General features: G+C 60.7%; 13 protein-coding genes. 4 read left to right on the forward strand and 9 right to left on the reverse strand.

Annotated elements, in window-relative coordinates:
* Positions 1 to 14 precede the first annotated feature (14 nt).
* Both V6F91_RS20390 and V6F91_RS20395 read left to right on the forward strand, forming a co-directional pair.
* On the forward strand, positions 15 to 500 hold the full coding sequence (locus tag V6F91_RS20390; RefSeq protein WP_093099714.1) for a glutathione peroxidase: 486 nt from the start codon (positions 15 to 17) through the stop codon (positions 498 to 500).
* Positions 497 to 958, forward strand: a complete 462-nt coding sequence (locus V6F91_RS20395; RefSeq protein WP_332767566.1) for a MarR family transcriptional regulator — start codon at positions 497 to 499, stop codon at positions 956 to 958. The genes V6F91_RS20390 and V6F91_RS20395 overlap by 4 nt, the downstream gene beginning before the upstream one ends.
* On the opposite strand, the gene V6F91_RS20400 is transcribed toward V6F91_RS20395, so the two are convergent.
* Entirely contained in the window at positions 942 to 3,263 is a 2,322-nt protein-coding gene (locus V6F91_RS20400; protein ID WP_332767568.1) for a hybrid sensor histidine kinase/response regulator, read from the reverse strand. The genes V6F91_RS20395 and V6F91_RS20400 overlap by 17 nt on opposite strands.
* Before the next feature lie 166 nt (positions 3,264 to 3,429).
* On the opposite strand from V6F91_RS20400, the gene V6F91_RS20405 reads away from it, so the two are divergent.
* Both V6F91_RS20405 and V6F91_RS20410 read left to right on the forward strand, forming a co-directional pair.
* Complete coding sequence (locus V6F91_RS20405; protein WP_332767570.1) at positions 3,430 to 4,320, forward strand: ATP-binding protein; 891 nt, start codon at positions 3,430 to 3,432, stop codon at positions 4,318 to 4,320.
* Positions 4,317 to 4,799 (forward strand): GAF domain-containing protein, encoded by a 483-nt coding sequence (locus V6F91_RS20410; protein WP_208940319.1) that lies wholly within the window; start codon positions 4,317 to 4,319, stop codon positions 4,797 to 4,799. The genes V6F91_RS20405 and V6F91_RS20410 overlap by 4 nt, the downstream gene beginning before the upstream one ends.
* Here the strand turns inward: V6F91_RS20410 and V6F91_RS20415 are convergent, their stop codons facing one another.
* The 8 genes from V6F91_RS20415 to V6F91_RS20450 all read right to left on the reverse strand — a co-directional run bounded on the left by V6F91_RS20415 (position 4,800) and on the right by V6F91_RS20450 (position 16,585).
* A complete protein-coding gene (locus V6F91_RS20415) occupies positions 4,800 to 7,745 on the reverse strand; it encodes an HD domain-containing phosphohydrolase (RefSeq protein WP_332767572.1) in 2,946 nt (981 codons plus the stop codon).
* 47 nt (positions 7,746 to 7,792) lie between these two features.
* Positions 7,793 to 11,437 carry a transporter substrate-binding domain-containing protein gene (locus V6F91_RS20420; RefSeq protein ID WP_332767574.1) on the reverse strand — a complete coding sequence of 1,215 codons (3,645 nt, stop codon included), beginning with the start codon at positions 11,435 to 11,437 and terminating at the stop codon, positions 7,793 to 7,795.
* A gap of 7 nt (positions 11,438 to 11,444) precedes the next feature.
* The gene (locus V6F91_RS20425; protein ID WP_208941065.1) at positions 11,445 to 12,071 is read right to left on the reverse strand and encodes a response regulator transcription factor; all 627 of its coding nucleotides are present in this window, start codon (positions 12,069 to 12,071) and stop codon (positions 11,445 to 11,447) included.
* 790 nt (positions 12,072 to 12,861) lie between these two features.
* Positions 12,862 to 14,190, reverse strand: coding sequence for a deoxyguanosinetriphosphate triphosphohydrolase (locus V6F91_RS20430; protein WP_203418868.1), 1,329 nt, complete (start codon positions 14,188 to 14,190; stop codon positions 12,862 to 12,864).
* A 76-nt stretch (positions 14,191 to 14,266) separates the two neighbouring features.
* The gene (locus V6F91_RS20435) at positions 14,267 to 15,430 is read right to left on the reverse strand and encodes an EAL domain-containing protein (protein ID WP_332767578.1); all 1,164 of its coding nucleotides are present in this window, start codon (positions 15,428 to 15,430) and stop codon (positions 14,267 to 14,269) included.
* 119 nt (positions 15,431 to 15,549) lie between these two features.
* Positions 15,550 to 15,885, reverse strand: a complete 336-nt coding sequence (locus V6F91_RS20440) for a hypothetical protein (RefSeq protein WP_208940325.1) — start codon at positions 15,883 to 15,885, stop codon at positions 15,550 to 15,552.
* Positions 15,882 to 16,268, reverse strand: a complete 387-nt coding sequence (locus V6F91_RS20445; protein WP_016985474.1) for a phage holin family protein — start codon at positions 16,266 to 16,268, stop codon at positions 15,882 to 15,884. The genes V6F91_RS20440 and V6F91_RS20445 overlap by 4 nt, the downstream gene beginning before the upstream one ends.
* A 2-nt stretch (positions 16,269 to 16,270) precedes the next feature.
* Positions 16,271 to 16,585: a DUF883 family protein gene (locus V6F91_RS20450; protein ID WP_090284903.1), complete on the reverse strand. Its 315-nt coding sequence runs from the start codon at positions 16,583 to 16,585 to the stop codon at positions 16,271 to 16,273.
* Between the last annotated feature and the right edge of the window lie 116 nt (positions 16,586 to 16,701).

Below are 16,701 nucleotides of genomic sequence, written 5' to 3' on the forward strand. Positions count from 1 at the left end.
GTGGAGCCTGTCTCATGAGCGACAACCTGCTGAACATCCCGTGCACCACCATCAAGGGTGAACAAAAGACCTTGGCCGATTTCGCCGGCAAAGCGGTTCTGGTGGTCAACACCGCGAGCAAGTGCGGTTTCACCCCGCAGTACAAGGGTCTCGAAGAACTGTGGCAGACCTACAAGGACCAGGGCCTGGTGGTATTGGGCTTTCCCTGCAACCAGTTCGGCAAACAGGAACCGGGTAACGAAGGCGCGATCAGCGAGTTCTGTGAGTTGAACTTTGGTGTCAGCTTTCCACTGTTCAAAAAGGTCGAGGTCAACGGCGCCGGCGCTCATCCGTTGTTCGTGCAGTTGAAGAAACGCGCGCCCGGTGTGCTCGGCTCGCAAGGCATCAAATGGAATTTCACCAAGTTTCTGATCGGCAAGGACGGCCAGTTGGTCAAGCGTTTCGCCCCGGCGACCAAGCCGCAGGACCTGAGCCGCGAGATCGAAGCCTTGCTCAAATGAGCAGCCTGCCGGGCGATTCGCTGAAGCTCGACAGCCAGTTGTGCTTCAAGCTGTACGCCGCTTCGCGAGCGGTGATTCGCGCCTACAAGCCGATGCTCGATCAGCTTGGCCTGACGTACCCGCAATACCTGGCGATGCTGGTGTTGTGGGAATGGCAGGACGCCGCACCGCAGCAACCGACCGTCAAAGCTCTGGGCGAGCGTCTGGCGCTGGATTCGGGCACATTGACGCCGCTACTCAAACGTCTGGAGCAATTGCAGTTGGTGCAGCGCCAACGTTCGGCCCGTGACGAACGTGAAGTGCACTTGAGCCTGACGACTGCGGGACAGCATCTGCGTGAGCAGGTCGGGCCGCTGAAGGCCCGCCTGTTATGCGACAGCGGAGTAGACCTGAACCGGCTCAATGAATTGCGTGACGGCCTTGACCACTTGTTGGCGCAGATCAAGGTGCTGGCGTAGTCGGCACCCACTGATCGAGCAGGGCCGCCAGCTCCTCGCGGCGGAACGGCTTGGCCAGATAATCGCTCATGCCGGCCGCGCGGCAGCGTTCACGTTCCTCGGACATGGCGTTGGCGGTCAGGGCGACAATCGGCAGCTGCGGCCAGCGTCCGCTCTGGCGGATCTGCCGGCTCGCTTCGTAACCGTCCATTACCGGCATGTTGCAATCCATCAACACCAGATCGAAATCGTTGAATTCAAGCTGATCCAGCGCTTCGGCACCGTGGGCGGCGACGACGACTTCGCAACCCAGCTTGCCGAGCATGCCCTTGGCCACCAGTTGATTGACCGGGTTGTCCTCGACCAGTAACACCCGCCCGCGAGTGATTGCGGTCGATGCGTCTTGCTGCGCATCGTTGATCGCGATTATTTCCGGCTGCAACGTGCGCCGCAGGTTCTGGTACAGCGCGTTACGCGCCAGCGGGCGGGCCTGTTGTTGCAGAGGGGCGAGGGCGGCGGCTTCTTCGCTCGGCAGGAAACTGCCGTAGGCCGTCACCAGCAGAATCGGTGCGGTGATGGTCGGTCGCAACCCGAACAGGCACTCCGGGCAATCGGTAATCAGCACGTCAGGTGTCAGACCCAGCAGCGAATCATCGATGGTGCGCTGCGTATACGCCAGGCCCCAGACCGGCAGCAGACTTTGCAGCAGTTCCGCCAGACCACTGCTGGCTGCGGTTATGGCGAGAATCTTCCCTTGCAGCGGCGCCGGTGCCAGAGCCCGGGTATGACAGGGCAGGGGCAGCTCGGCGCAGAACTGACTGCCGAAACCGATCTCGGAACTGATCGTCAGCCGGCCCTGCATGGCTTCGCAGAGGTTGTAGGTCAGCGCCAGCCCCAGGCCGGTGCCGCCGTATTGGCGGGTGATACCGGCGCCCGCCTGGGTGAACGGCTGGAAGATTTTCAACTGCGCTTCCTGAGCGATGCCGATGCCAGTGTCGCAGACTTCGATGCGTACGCCTTCCTTGTAAGTCGACAGACGTACATCGACCCGGCCGAAGCGGGTGAATTTCAGCGCGTTGGACAACAGGTTGCTGACGATCTGCCGCACTCGGGTCGGATCGCCGAGCACCAGCGCCGGGAAGTGCGGATCGATCAGGCAGGTCAGCTCGACGCTTGGCGCGGCGTTCTGCGACAGCAGGTTGGCGGTGTCTTCGATCAGCGAGCCGAGGTCGAACGGGATGTGTTCGAGCTCGAGTTGCCCGGCATCGAATTTCGACAGGTCGAGAATGTCGTTGAGCAGCTCGACCAGCACCTTGCCCGAGTCGTGGGCGATCGACAGTTGTTGCTGCTGTTCGGCGTTCAGCGGGCCGTCGAGTGACAGTGCGATCATCCCCAGCAGGCCGTTGAGCGGCGTGCGGATTTCGTGGCTCATGTTGGCGAGAAACGCCGAGCGCGCTTCGGCCATATCCAGCGCGGTGCTGCGCGCGACTTCCAGTTCCTGATTGGACTGACTGAGCCGCGCATTGATGGCCTTGAGTTCGGCAGTGCGCGCCGAGACGATGTTTTCCAGTTGACCGAGGTAGTCGGTGAGGCGGTTTTCCGCATTGCGTCGCTGCTGGATCTCTGTGGCAATGTTCTCGAATTGCTGATTGGCGACTTTGACCAGCACGCCGATTTCATCGTTGGCATGGCCAGCGGGGCATTCCAGAGTGGTCGGCTCGGCGCTGCGCGGGTCGCGGCCGCTGAGTTCGCGGATGACCCGCACCAACGGCTTGGTCAGCATTACGTAGAACAGCGCGAGCAGAATGCCGGTCAGTAGCAGGCTACGGGCGAAACCGTTGAGCAGGGTGATCTCGGCCCGGCGCAGGAACCGACTGCCGAAGGCGTAAGTGTCGACTTCCAGATTCAATACGCCAAGCGATTCGTTGGGCAGATGATCCAGATACAGGCGATCCTCGAACTGGCGCTTGGCGCCAAACAGAAAATCGCTGATCACCCGATAGCCGCTCTGCAGCTCCGGGCGCTTGACGTTGGCCAGTACTGTGCCGTTATTGTCGGTGAGGGTCGCCGAGATGATCGCCGGCGAGCGCAACAAGCCCAAGGTCAGCTCTTGCGCCAGTTCGGCATCGATGTTGTAGGCGATGCGTGAAGCCGGGTTGTGGCTGATTTCCAGCAGAGACAGGATTTCACGGTTGATCGAGGCGTCTTCGCTGGCATAATCGATGCCGATTTGCAGCAGGCTGAGCAGCGTGCCCAGAATGAACCCGACCAGCACGGTAAGCCTGGCTTGTTTGAACGACAGCCGGTGGGTGAATTTGATATCCATGGGGTGTTGAACCACTTCCGTTTCCCTTCGCTGCTCAAGCATAGTCGATCATGTATGGATACCGAGGTTCCCGAATCGCCTTGTAACAAGGCTTGCTCGGGTGATTTGGGGCTGTTTGTCGTCGCTGGATCGTCATCATCACTGTGAATGTGCCCGAGGAGAAGACGTGGATTCCCGATTGAATGCTTTTCTTGAACGCGCCGAGTCGGTTCTGGCGCGCATCGAACCGTTGTTGCCGGCGCCACGGCCGGTGATCGACTGGGGCACTTGTCTGGCCGCGCGCTGGCAGCGCGACGGGCGCAGCGGTTATCTGCTGCCGCTGGAAGTCAGCCTCGACATGCGCTTGTCCGACCTGATCGGTGTCGACCGTCAACTGGAACAACTGGGACGCAACACCCAACAGTTTCTCGATGGCATGCCGGCCAATCATGCGTTGCTCTGGGGCTCGCGCGGTACCGGCAAGTCGTCGCTGGTGCGCGCGCTGCTGGCGGAACACGCCACGGCTGGCCTGCGCCTGATCGAAATCGAGCGCGACCATCTGGCGGATCTGCCGCGGGTGGTCGAGCAGATCGCCAAACTGCCGCAACGCTTCGTGCTGTTTTGCGATGACCTGTCGTTCGAATCCGGCGAAGGCGATTATCGGGTGCTCAAAAGCGTGCTCGACGGCTCGCTCGAACAGGCGCCGGACAACGTCTTGCTGTACGCCACCTCGAACCGTCGCCATCTGGTGCCGGAAAAGGAAAGCGACAACGAAAACTGGAAACGCGTCGACGGCGAACTGCATCCCAGCGAAGCCGTTGAAGACAAGATCGCGCTGTCGGACCGTTTCGGCCTGTGGCTGTCGTTCTACCCGTTTACCCAAGAACATTTCCTCAACGTCGTCGAACACTGGATAGGCCAGTTGGCCGCGAAGGCCGGCCTGAGCTGGCAGCGTGACGAAGCGCTGGATATTCTCGCCGTGCGTTGGGCCACCGGCCGCGGCAATCGCAACGGACGTTGCGCGTATCAGTTTGCCCGCTATTGGGTGGGCCTGAAATTGCTGGAGCACAAGGCATGATCGATCTGCAACAAAGTGGCCAGGGCCTTGAAGGCTATGGTCTGTTGGCGGCACAACTGGAATCGCTGCTGGCGGACGAGCGCGATTTCATCGCCAACGCCGCGCAGTTTTCGGCCTTTCTGTTCAACCAGCTCGATGACCTGAACTGGGCCGGGTTTTACCTCAATCGCAACGAAGAACTGGTGCTCGGCCCGTTTCAAGGCCAGATCGCTTGCGTGCGCATTCCTTTCGGTCGCGGTGTGTGCGGTGCGGCAGCTGCCACCCGGCAAACCCAGCGCGTCGAAGACGTACATGCCTTTCCCGGTCATATCGCCTGTGACAGCGCTTCGAACAGTGAACTGGTCGTGCCGCTGGTCAAGGACGGTCGCCTGATCGGTGTGCTTGATCTCGACAGCCCGAAACTTTCGCGTTTCGCTGCGCAGGATCAGGCCGGCATCGAGCAACTGGCGGCGATTTTCCTGCGTCTGACCGACTGCTGATCACGGATCGAGGCTAGCCTTGAGCAACAGGCTGGCCGGGTCGACGCTGTCGATCTGCGCCGGATCGAGAAAACGCTCGGCGTACTGCCGGTACACGCCTTCGTTGATGAACAGGCCAAACAACTGCGCATCGATGTGCGCGTCGCGGCACATGGCGGCCATGATCGCCAATGCCTCGCTCAGGGTCTTGGCTTTCTTGTACGGGCGATCGGCAGCGGTCAATGCCTCGAAGATATCGGCAATCGCCATCATCCGCGCCGGCAGGCTCATTTCTTCGCGCCTCAAGCGTTTCGGATAACCGGTGCCGTCCATTTTTTCGTGATGGCCGCCGGCTATCTCGGCAATGCTTTCGAGGTGGCCGGGGAAGGGCAGATGGCTGAGCATCATGATCGTCTGCACCATGTGATGGTTGATCACATAGCGCTCCTCGCGTGTCAGTGTGCCGCGGCTGATGCTCAGGTTGTAGAGTTCGCCGCGATTGTATTTGTAGCGCGGCACATCGAGTTTGAAACCCCACGGATTGTCTTCGGGAATCAGCTCGTTGGGGTCGCGTTCGAGCAAGTGTTCGGGCTTGTCCGCCAACAGCTTTTCCCGGACCGGCAAGCTTGGCGCGGGTGTGCGTGCCTGACGCCGGTTCTCTTCCCACGACACGCCCAGACGGTCATCCAGCGTACGCATCCAGGTGCGCTGCGCCAGTGTGTTCAGGCGTTGCAGATCGACCTCAGCCATGGCCTCGCTGCCCAGGTTGCAACGCGCGACAAACGCAAAATCGTCATCCAGCGCCGCCAGCGTCGTATCGCGCAGGCCCGTAAGGGCGGACTCATCGCCGCCCATGGCAAGTGCTTGCCAATAGCTGACCCAGGCATCGCGCTTGAGCACTTCGAAACGCGTGCGAATTTCGTGGATGCGGTCGTTGATGGTTTCCAGTTTGGTGGCCTTGTCGACCACGTATTCCGGCGTTGTCACCTTGCCGCAGTCGTGCAACCACGCGGCGATGTGCAGCGCTTCCCATTCATCTTCGCTGGGCTTGTAGGCACGGAAGGCCGGCGCATCGCTGGCTGCTGCCGCCTGAGCCAGCATCAGTGTCAGCTCCGGCACGCGCTGGCAATGCCCGCCTGTGTAGGGGCTTTTCGCATCGATGGCGCCGGCCAGCAACTGAATGAATGCATCCAGCAGTTGTTTCTGCCGCGCTTGCAGGCGCTGGCTCTCGATGCTCACCGCGGCTGCTCCGGAAACCGCCTGCAAAAAGGCGATACGGTCCGGTCGCAGTTTTTCCAGATCGGCCGTGGTGCCGCTGTCATTGACCAGCAGAATCAGCAGGCCGATGGTTTCGTCATGGCGATTGTGCAGACGAATGCCGATCAGATGGATGCGTGGCGTTTGCATCGCCAGCAGGACCCTTTGCAGGTCCCCGGCCTGATCAAAACCCAAGTGGCTGACGACATTGTTCGCGCTGATCAATTGTTCGAACCACTCGGGGGCGTTGCCTTGCTGCAGGTCGTGACCTTGTAACTCGAAGGTTTCCAGTGCCTGGGGCGTGCCATCGATGACCAGACCGTAGGGCTCCATGCGCGTGCTGTCGCTTTCACGCAGGTAGATCAGCCCGGCCTGCGCCTGGGCGATCTGCACCGTTTCGAACAGCACTCGCTGCAACAGAGAGGCGAAGCGCGTTTCCGCGCCGAGGGTGTCGGTGATGCGAAAAAAGCTCGCCAGGGTGTCTCTCATCCGCGCCATCGACACGCTGAGCTGGTCGACCTCCAGGACCGGCGAGCGGCGTGCCGAGGGAAAGTCGAAATTGAAACTGCGGATCGCGTCGGCTTCCTTGACCAGCGCGTGCAGCGGTTTGACCAGAATCCGCGAGATCACCCAGCCCAGCGGCAGGCACAGCAGCAATATCGCCAAGGTAATCAGCGCGCCTTGCCAGCGCATGCGGTAAGCATCGACGAGCAATTCGTCTTCCGGCACCAACAGGGCCAACTGCAAGCCCTGCGGTCCGCCTTCCTCGACAGTGCTGCGTGCGACGATCCATTGGCGGCCATCAGCGGTCAGGCGATTGCCCCGGGGTGCACCCGTCAGCAGCGCGTGCAGGGCGGGACTCAGATCCGCAGCTTTGGCCAGGCTCGCCGTGCTGCCCTCGACGATCAGACGATGGCTGTCCGGGTAGGCCACGGCGTTGCCGTCGGCATCGAACAGGGCGATTTCGGTGGACGGCGTGACCACATGCTTGCTCAAGGTTGCCGACAAGGCGACCAGAGTCAGGTCGGCACCGATCACGGCGGTGTCGCCACTGCGTCGGGCCAGGGTAGTGCCGACATTATGCGTGGAAAAAAACACGTAGGGCTCGGTGGTGATCTGCTCGTTTTGCTCGCGCGCCTGGGTGAACCAGGCGCGGCTGCGCGGATCGTAGCGGTCGGCGAGGTTGTCCTGACGCCCGACCGGCAGCAGCGCCGGGTCGAAGAACAGTGACTGCGAGTGCAGGCTGCCCTGCGCATCGTGCTCGATGCTCCAGACCTGAAACGCTGCGGCCTCGGGCGCCTTGAGCAAGGTCTTGAGGGCGGCGCTGCGCAATGGCCGCACCATGAAAAAGTCGCCGTTGGCATAACCCAGGTACAGCGAGGCCAGGCTTGGGTTGTCGGTCAGTGACTGACTGAACGATCGCAGCAAGGGCAGGCGTTGCTCGAGATTGGTCGCCTGGGTGGCCGGATCACCGGCCAGCAGACTCAGCAGATGACGGATCGGTTGGTAGGTGGCGGCCATGTCCAGGCGCACGTCCTGTTCGATCCTGTCGAACAGTTTCTCGCTGCTCGACAGGATGATCTGTGTGGTCTGGCGGTAATTGAATATCCCCAGCACGACCCCGGTGAGCAGCAGCAGGCAGGTAAACATGACGCTGATGTGCACATGCAGCGGTAACCGGCGTTGTTCCGGGCGCAGTGGGCTGGGCATTTCTGGCTCTCCATGATGGTTAACTCACTGCTCAGCACCCAGCATAGTTAAGGCAAGCTCATTGTGCTTTGCTCCGACAGTGTCAATTGTTGTTGCAAGGCCTGCTCCAGTTCGAGCATCGCCCGGTTGCTCGCCTCGCAATGGCCGACCAGCTCATCTTGTGACGCCGCATTGATGCAAGCCTGTTCAAGGGCTTCGCAACATTCGATGACCCGCGCGGCCTGCGCAATCCGTGCCGCGCCTTTGATCTTGTGCGCAACCGCCGCCAGCGCCGCGCGGTCATTGGCCGGCGCTAAGGCCAGCAACTCCTGGCGATCAAGGCGGCTGCTCTTGAGCAACTCGGCCAGCAGGCGTTGGGTCTGCGCCGGGTTGCCAGCGGTCAGCATGTCGAGGTTTTGCAGATCGAACGCCGGGCCCGGCGAAGTCGGCGTGATGCCATCGACCCATTCACTGAGCAGGCTCAGACTCAGCGGTTTGAACAGGCAATCGTCCATGCCGGCCTGTTTGCAACGCTGGACTTCCTCCGGTTGCGCATTGGCGGTGAAGCCCAGCACCGTACAAGGCGGGATGCGCGTCTGTGCTTCATGCTGGCGAATGGCGCGGGTCAGCTCATAGCCGTTCATCAGCGGCATGTTGCAGTCGACAATCACCAGATCGAATTGGCCGGCCCGCCATAATTCCAGACCGGCGCAGCCATTTTCGGCAACGCTGAAGCGATGGCCGAGAAACTCCAACTGCTGGCACATCAGCAGGCGGTTGGCCGGGTGATCGTCCACCACCAGCACGTACAGCGGGGTTCGCGCTGTTTTGATCGCAGCTTCGCTTTTGCCGGCACTCACCTGAGCCGGTAGCGTTTCCACAGCCAGTGTGACGCACACCTGAGTGCCAATACCCGGCTGGCTGCTCAATTGCAGTTGCCCGCCCATCATTTCGCACAGGTTGCGACTGATCACCAGGCCCAGACCGGCGCCGCTTCGGCCTTGCCGATGGCTGTTTTGCGCCTGGGCAAATGGCGCGAACAGGCGTTGCTGATCCTCGGCGCTGATACCGATGCCGCTGTCCTGCACGGTCAACTGCATCAGCGCGCGGCCGGGCACTTCGGTGTTCATCAGATCAAGGGTGATCCTGACCTGGCCTTGCTCGGTGAATTTGATCGCGTTGCTGACCAGATTCGACAGCACCTGCTTGAAGCGCAGTGGGTCGAGATAGACATCGACGGCCAGCTCCGGTGGGTTGAGCAGGGTTTGCAGGACGAGGTTTTTCTGCCGGGCGAGACCGTCGAAAATACGCGTGACCGATGCCACGGTGTCGACCAGATTGACCCGCTCCGGACACAGGCTCAGGCGCCCGGATTCGATGCGCGCGATGTCGAGAATGTCGCCGATCAGACCGAGCAGATCCTTGGCCGAATGGTAGGCGGTGTCGATCGAAGAACGATCCGGGTGTTGTTGATCCATGCGTTTGAGAGTCAGTTCGAGCATGCCGATCACCGCGTTCATCGGTGTGCGGATCTCATGGCTCATGGTCGCCAGAAAAGTACTTTTCGCCCGGTTGGCCTCGTCCGCCTGCTCCTTGGCCGCGCGCAGTTCATCGAACAACTGACGACGCTCACTGATGTCGATCCAGCCACCGATGATGCCCTGTACAGCGCCGCTGGAATCGCGGTACGGCAATATCCAGTGATAGATCGTCAAGCGGCGATTGCCGATATGCAACGGCCGGTCAACCACCATCGGTGTGCCTTCGGCAACCACTCGCTGGTAATCGGCGTGAAAGGCATTGGCCTCGAAAGCATTGCTCAGGGTGCCTTCAATGACGCTTTTGCCAATCACGTCCTCACGCTTGGCAGCAAATGCTTCGAGGTAGCTTTCGTTGCAACTTTGCAGCAAACCCTGGCGGTCGCGCACGTAAATCGGATGCGGCGTGCCGTCTACCAGTGAACGCATGAACTCCAGCTGATCGTTCAGCGCGCGTTCGGCGGCCTGGCGCTGCTTGATCTGGTGACGCATGTAGGCGTTCCACGCCAGTAGCAGCAACAACAGCAGGCATGCTCCCAAAATGACCTGATAGAACAGGCGCTGGTAGTTGTGCCAGATGTTCTGCGAAGCAGTGGAATAACCGCGCCACCGGCCATTGATCACGCCCAGTTCATTCGGTGCGATGCTTAATAGCGCCTTGTTGATGATTGACGTCAGCTCGGCGTTGTCACGTGCCATCGCCAGTGAAAATGCGGCCTGACGGGTACCAATGGTGGTTGTGATCTGCAGCGGCTGGTTGAAGATCCGCGAGGAAATGAAGTAGTTGGCGATGACCAGCGAGTTCACCGCGCCGTCGACCCGGCCTTCGGCAAGTAGCGACACTGCGCTGAAGGTGTCCGCGGTTTCAATCAGATGGATGCGCGGATATTCCTCGCGCAGGTAGTCGACCATCGGACTGCCTTGGGCAATCGCCAATTGCTTGCCGCGCAACTGGCCGAGATTGGTCGGGCCGTCGGCGCTTTTGCGCGTGAGCAACACGTAGGAGTTTTCCAGATAGGGCCGACTGAAACCGAGATGTTTCTCGCGTTCTTCCGACGGCAGCAGCGCGGCGATCAGATCGGCTTGATGGCGATCGATCTGCTCGATCATTTCCGCGTCGTTACGGCTGCGCCTGATCTCGAAACGCAGACCGGTACGCAGGCGGATCAGCTCAAGCAGGTCGGCGCTGATGCCTCGAAAATTGCCGTCGTTATCGAAAAACGTCAGTGGTGCAAACGCCTCGTTGGCCACCACGCGGACCACCGGATGCTGTTTGAGCCAGGCTTCTTCGCGTTCAGTCAGTTGCGGTTTCTGCTCGCTGAGCAGCAGATCGCTACCGGCGCTCCAGCGTTTGGCAATACTGTCACGTTCGCTGGCCGGCACGGCTTTGAGCACGCGGTCGATGATGCCCAACAGTTGCGGGTTGCTGCGGCGCACCGCAAAGCTGAAGCCCTGGGCTTCCTGCTTGCCGAAGTTGGCCATGCGCACGTTGTTCAGGTAGCCCTTGTTGATCATGTAGTGAGTGGAAAGGGTATCGCCGAGAAACACATCGGCCTGATCGAACGCCACCGCGTTGATTGCGTTCTGGTAGGAGGGGTAGCAGGTGATGAGCGCTTTCGGATACAGCGCCTTTATTTCTGACAACGGCAGATAGTGGTAGACCATGCTCAGCCGCAGCCCGGCGAGGCCTTCGCTGAGCGAGCGGGTTTCGTCCTCGCGGGTGACCAGCACGGGCTGATCAAAAGCGTACGGGGTCGACAGGGCAAGGTTGGCGTTGCTGGCTTCGAAACCGTTGGCGGTCCCGAGCAGATCGACCTGGCCATCGAGCAAGGCGCGAATCGCTGCATCGCGCGAAAGGAATCGCTGCACCCGGATCGGCAGACCGGTGGCCTGGCTCAGGAGTCCGGCGTAGTCGGCGGTGAGGCCTTCGTAATCCTTGCCGCTGACGGTCATGTCAAAGGGCGGATAATCGGGTGCCGAAGTTCCCAGCACCAGTTCGTTGCGTTCGAGCAGCCACTGCCGCTGTGGCCGGTCGAGCATGACCGTGACTGCTTCGCTCGCCGACCGGCTGAGCAAGGCGTAATCCGGCGAGGTATCAGTCAGGGCGCAGACGTTGCTGCTCAGGAGCAGACTCGCGCTCAACGCCAATAGATAGTTCTTCAAACGACTGGGCATGAGGTTCTCACACGAGTGCGTTGCGTTTGGCCATCTCAATAAGTTCTACAAGGGATTTGGCTTTGAGTTTTTGCATCAGGCGTTTTTTATAAGTGCTGACGGTTTTATTGCTTAGAAACATGCCTTTGGCGATTTCCTTGTTGGTGCGGCCCTGGGCAAAAAGTTGCAAGACCATCAACTCGCGATCGTTGACGGATTTGAACAGTTCAAGTTCGGCATAACGAACATCGTCACTGCGAACCGGATTCAATGCCTGACTCGGGAAGTAGTTGTAACCGGAAAGTACTGCCTTGATCGCACTGACCAGTTCGCTCAGGTCTTCCTGTTTGCAGACATAGCCCGAGGCGCCGGATTGCATGCAGCGAATGCCGAAGAGGGTAGGGCACTGTGCGGTCAGGATCAGGATCTTCAGCGGCGAACCCATGGCGTTGAAGCGGGCCAGCACCTCCAGGCCGTCCAGTTTGGGAATGCTTACGTCGAGGATGACCAGATCGGGCATGCATTCGCGGACCATCTGCATGGCATCGACTCCGTTGTCGGTCTCGCCGACGACCTTGTAACCTTCATGTTCGAGCAGCATGCGAACGGCGAGACGGATGACCGGGTGATCGTCGACGATAAAAACGGAGTTCATAATCAAATCCCATGCGAGCGCGAATAAAGCGCGCACCTTAGCTCAGTTGTATGAGCACTCGCAGGGAGTGACGGGGTCTGCGTCATAGTATCGGATAAGTCCTACAATCAATGAGGAAGCGGACTACAGTTGAACTGGGTTTGGCGTAAGGAAGTGCAGGATCGGGATGGGCTTTTAGTTTGGCTTGAATGAGTGGTAAGTGTTGGCGGGGATCGCGTTTTTTTATTGTTTAAAGTTATGGGTGTGTTGGTTTTTATTTGGGTGAATATCCGGTGCTGCGGGTGTTGCTTCTGGCGGTTTCGCCCTTACGGCGAGTCCCTTTTTCAAACGCCAAAAAGGAACCAAAAGGCTTGGCTCCTGCGTTCGGCCCTCGCAGGCTCGGGTCCCTTCGCTGCGGGATCGATCCGGGCGCAGCGGCTACGGTTTGCTGCGCTGCACCTACTTCCGCTGTGTCTGGCTGCGCCAGACGGTCGCTGCGCTCCTACGCCCGGATCAATCCCTTCGCTCAGCCTTCCGATGTCGCCGGTTAGGCAAGATCAAAAGCACTCGAGCTGGCGCTCATTGTTGAGTGGTTAGAAGCGCCGTATGGCTTGAGATTTTCGGTGGATTCGCCCCTCACCCCAGCCCTCTCCCCAGGGAGAGGGAGCCGATTTATGGGCCGTTCAGAACCTGAGTTCGACTCGGTATGTCATGTCGGCGCAGCTCTTCCAATCACTGCGGTCAGTCCCCTCTCCCTCCGGGAGAGGGTTAGGGTGAGGGGCTGTTGATCTTTGTGGCGCTTGCGCAGGGCTCAGTGGCTGGACCGTCCGGTCATTTCCAGTGCCATGTCGCTGGCGTAGCTGTCGGTCATGCCGGCGATGAAGTCGATCATGCGCAGGAACGAGGTGTGTAGCGAGCCTTGCGGGTCGGGAGCGTTGCTGCCGAGCAGGTCTAGGATGCGCCGGCTTTTGAAGGACGGGGTGCGGCCGTTGTGTTGTTCCAGCGCGGCGCCGCAGAAGGAGTTGAGGAGGATTTCCAGGGTGGTGTAGGCGCCGATTTCGTGCAGGGTCTTGCGTTTGTCCTGGAAGATTTTTTTGCGCGCGATGTCTTTGGCGTTCAGTACGCAGCGTTTGGCCGGGCCGTGCATGTGTTCGACCAGGTCGCCGTGCAGGGTGCCGGCGAGGAGGGCGTCCTGTTGTTCGACGAAGGCGCGTGCGGCGGCGTTGGTCAGGTGCTCGATGGCTTTGCCGCGCAGGATCGCCAGTTTGCGTCGGCGCGAGTCTTGCGGGCCGAGCAGGCGATAGGTTTCCGGCAGGTCATCGCCGACCAGGCCGAGCAGCAGCGCTTCGACTTCGGCGTATTCCAGCAGCTCCATTTCGAGGCCGTCTTCGAGATCGATCAGCGCGTAGCAGATGTCGTCGGCCGCTTCCATCAGGTACACCAGTGGATGGCGCGCCCAGCGCTGATCTTCGATTTGCGGCAGGCCGAGCTTGTGAGCGATCTGTTCCAGCAGCGGCAGTTCGCTCTGATAGCAGCCGAATTTGTGTTTCTTGTAGCCCAGCGAGTCGGCGTGGCGTGCAGTCCACGGGTATTTGAGATAGGTGCCGAGGGTCGCGTAGGTCAGGCGGGTGCCGCCGTCGAACTGGTGGTATTCCAGTTGCGTAAGGACGCGGAAGCCTTGGGCATTGCCTTCGAAATTGAGGAAGTCGCCGCGTTCGGCGTCGCTCATGCCATCGAGCCAGCCGCGTCCGGCGGCCTGCTGGAACCAGTGGCGGATGGCGTCTTCACCGGAATGGCCGAAGGGCGGGTTGCCAATGTCGTGGGCCAGACACGCCGATTGCACGACCATGCCGAGGTCAGCCGGGTCGCACCATTCGGGCAGGGCGCTGCGCAGGGTTTCGCCGACGCGCATGCCCAGCGAGCGGCCGACACAGCTGACTTCCAGTGAATGGGTCAGGCGCGTATGAATATGGTCATTGCTGGTGACCGGATGCACTTGGGTCTTGCGCCCGAGTCGGCGGAAGGCGCCGGAGAAGATGATCCGGTCATGATCTTTGTGAAACGGGCTGCGGCCAAGTTCTTGAGGGCTGTGCAGCGGTTTGCCGAGGCGTTCGCGGTTGAGCAGGGTGTGCCAATCCAAGGCTGTTTCTCTCCGTCAGGAAAACTGGAATGTTGGCCGCTAGCTTCCCGGTTCGTGAACGCGCCTGCAAGCGGAACTACAAGCCGGCAGCGTCGATGTCGATCAGCAGCAAGCGCTCGCCGTTGTCGAAAAACTGCCCGGCGGTGAGGCAATACTGATTGCTGGTGGCATCGCGGTAAGTGCTGGAAAGGGTCAAGCGGCGCTCTTCCCAGCCCTCGGCGAGCAGGTGATAGAAGTACGGCCGCCACGACCAGTTGTGGCCCAGATAACGGTTGTCGGCAACCCAGCCTTGCTGGCGCCACTCCAGATTGGGCGTCAGTTGCGTACCGTGGCGATCGCATTGATAAAACCGCAGCAGCCAGGGAAAGGCCTCCAGGCGTGGCAGTGCGCTCAACGGTGCGTGGGCCTGCGCCCAGGCTTGCAGGATCGACATCAGTTCGGTCAGTTGCTGGCGCATCTGCATCAGTCGTCCGCGCTCGGCGAGTTTCTGCCGCACATAGCGCTGACGCAGTTCGGCGAAAACCTGCACAAATGCATCGGTGGGGAAGAACGCCTCTTGCGCCCGGGCGAACAGAAAACCCTGCACGTAACGCGATCCGCATTCCAGCGCAAAATTGAGCTGCGCTTCGGTCTCGACGCCTTCGGCAATGATCCAGCAGCCGGTCTTCTCGGCCATCTGCGCCAGTGCCTTGACCACGTCACTGCTCGGCCCGCCCAGCGCCGCGGCCTGAAACAGGCGCATGTCGAGTTTGAGAATGTCCGGTTGCAATGCCAGCACCCGATCGAGCTGTGAGTACCCGGCACCGAAGTCATCGATGGCAATTCTGGCACCGGCCTCGCGATAACGCGCGACCACCTCGGCCAGGCGCTGGTCATTGCCGCCCAGCTCAGTGATTTCGAAGACGATGCGTTGCGGATCGACCGCGTGACGCGCCAGTTGCCGGAGGCTGGGCAATGCCTGCCCGGCACGCAGGCGGCTGATCCAGCGCGGCGACATGTTCAGGCTGAGAAACCAGTCCGGCGGGGCTTCGTGCAGGCGGCTCAAAGCGTTGTCACGGATCTGTCGGTCAAGGCGGCGCAGGGCAATCGCCGGCGTACGCGGATCGGCGAACAACGGCCCGACCAAAGCCAGTTGGCCGTCGACCTGGCGCAGGCGACCCAGCGCTTCTACGCCTGCAATCAGTCCGGTGGCGGTATCGATGAAGGGTTGAAAGCAGGCGAGCGGTTGCCCGTCGATCACGGGGCCTCCTTGGTTCTTGTTTTGATGAACCCCGCCGGCCGGATAGGCGTGCGGGATTGAACCTGCGGATAACAGGTTCATCCCGCCGTCAGTGCAAGAATGTAGCCAGATGGATCACTTCAGCGTTTTGCCGAGCTCTGCATGACCAGTTTGATCAGTGGCCCCAGCGTAGTGCCGAGCCGGATCAAGCGGCTGACGCCACCGCCGCCGCTTTTCGCACCTTTGCCGGTAAGAAAACCCAGCAGCGTAACGGCGGCCACGCCCCATAACGGCGCGTGCTTGATGCCGAAACCGCTGTGCAGACCCTGCGTCATGCCGCGCACGCGCTGCAACGGTTGCAGCACTTGCCCGGCCTCATGGCGGATTTCCTGGCGATGCATTTCCATGCGCAGGCGAATCAGTGCCTTGCGCATTTCTCGGCGTGAGCTGTTGTGCGGCAATTGCGGATGGCTCATGGCAGCAGGCGCTCCCGGTCGTTGGCCAGCTCTTCGAGCGTGCCGTGGAAGGGTGAGGACTCATCGAAGATCGCCGCCTTGAGGCGCAGTCCGCAGAAGATCGAGGCCAGCGTATAAAAAACGCATAGACCAATGATCGCAGCCAGACGATACGTGTCCCAGAACACGATCATCACCAGCGTCGATAACCCCACCAGCAGCAACAGGGCAAAGACCAGGGCCAGCCCTGCGAACAGCAGCAGGCTCACGGTGCGAGATTTCTGCTCCTGCAATTCGATGCCGAACAATTCGACATGACTGTGCAGCAGACCCAGAACGGCGGCGCCCAGGCGTCGCGTGGAAGAGGCGGTGCCCGCAGTCGGGCCGGATTCACCGATCGACATGATCAGCGCCGAGTGGCCAGCAGGCCAATCAGAAAGCCGACGCCGGCCGCAATACCGACCGACTGCCATGGGTTGGCCGACACGTATTCCTCGGTGGCGGTCACCGCAGCCTGACCGCGTTCGCGCAGGCTGTCTTCGGTCAGTTTCAGGGTTTCGCGGGCACGCAACAGGCTGTCGTGGATCTGCGCACGCAGCTCATCGGCCTGATCACCGGCCAGGGTGGCGGTGTGCTCGAGCAAGCGCTCGGTGTCGGCGACCAGGGTCTGGAAGTCGTTCATCAGGATGTCTTGAGCAGTCTTTGCCTTGATGCTGGCCATTGGGTGGATCTCCGTAGTGACGTCTGAAGCGTTCGAGTATGAGCCTTGCGCGAAGGTTCAGTAGAAATGACTGGTACGACAATTGCTGTGTTGTGGTGCGTCGCCCGGCCATTGTG

It is taken from the genome of Pseudomonas koreensis (assembly GCF_036668835.1).
GTDB classification, from domain to species: Bacteria; Pseudomonadota; Gammaproteobacteria; order Pseudomonadales; family Pseudomonadaceae; genus Aquipseudomonas; species Aquipseudomonas koreensis_I.

Excerpts from the sequence above, each read along its gene's own strand:
- V6F91_RS20450 (WP_090284903.1), bottom strand. The coding sequence starts at position 16,585 with ATGGCCAGCATCAAGGCAAAGACTGCTCAAGACATCCTGATGAACGAC.
- V6F91_RS20390 (WP_093099714.1), top strand. The coding sequence starts at position 15 with ATGAGCGACAACCTGCTGAACATCCCGTGCACCACCATCAAGGGTGAA.
- V6F91_RS20425 (WP_208941065.1), bottom strand. The coding sequence starts at position 12,071 with ATGAACTCCGTTTTTATCGTCGACGATCACCCGGTCATCCGTCTCGCC.
- V6F91_RS20400 (WP_332767568.1), bottom strand. The coding sequence starts at position 3,263 with ATGGATATCAAATTCACCCACCGGCTGTCGTTCAAACAAGCCAGGCTT.
- V6F91_RS20440 (WP_208940325.1), bottom strand. The coding sequence starts at position 15,885 with ATGAGCCATCCGCAATTGCCGCACAACAGCTCACGCCGAGAAATGCGC.
- V6F91_RS20395 (WP_332767566.1), top strand. The coding sequence starts at position 497 with ATGAGCAGCCTGCCGGGCGATTCGCTGAAGCTCGACAGCCAGTTGTGC.
- V6F91_RS20420 (WP_332767574.1), bottom strand. The coding sequence starts at position 11,437 with ATGCCCAGTCGTTTGAAGAACTATCTATTGGCGTTGAGCGCGAGTCTG.
- V6F91_RS20410 (WP_208940319.1), top strand. The coding sequence starts at position 4,317 with ATGATCGATCTGCAACAAAGTGGCCAGGGCCTTGAAGGCTATGGTCTG.
- V6F91_RS20415 (WP_332767572.1), bottom strand. The coding sequence starts at position 7,745 with ATGCCCAGCCCACTGCGCCCGGAACAACGCCGGTTACCGCTGCATGTG.
- V6F91_RS20445 (WP_016985474.1), bottom strand. The coding sequence starts at position 16,268 with ATGTCGATCGGTGAATCCGGCCCGACTGCGGGCACCGCCTCTTCCACG.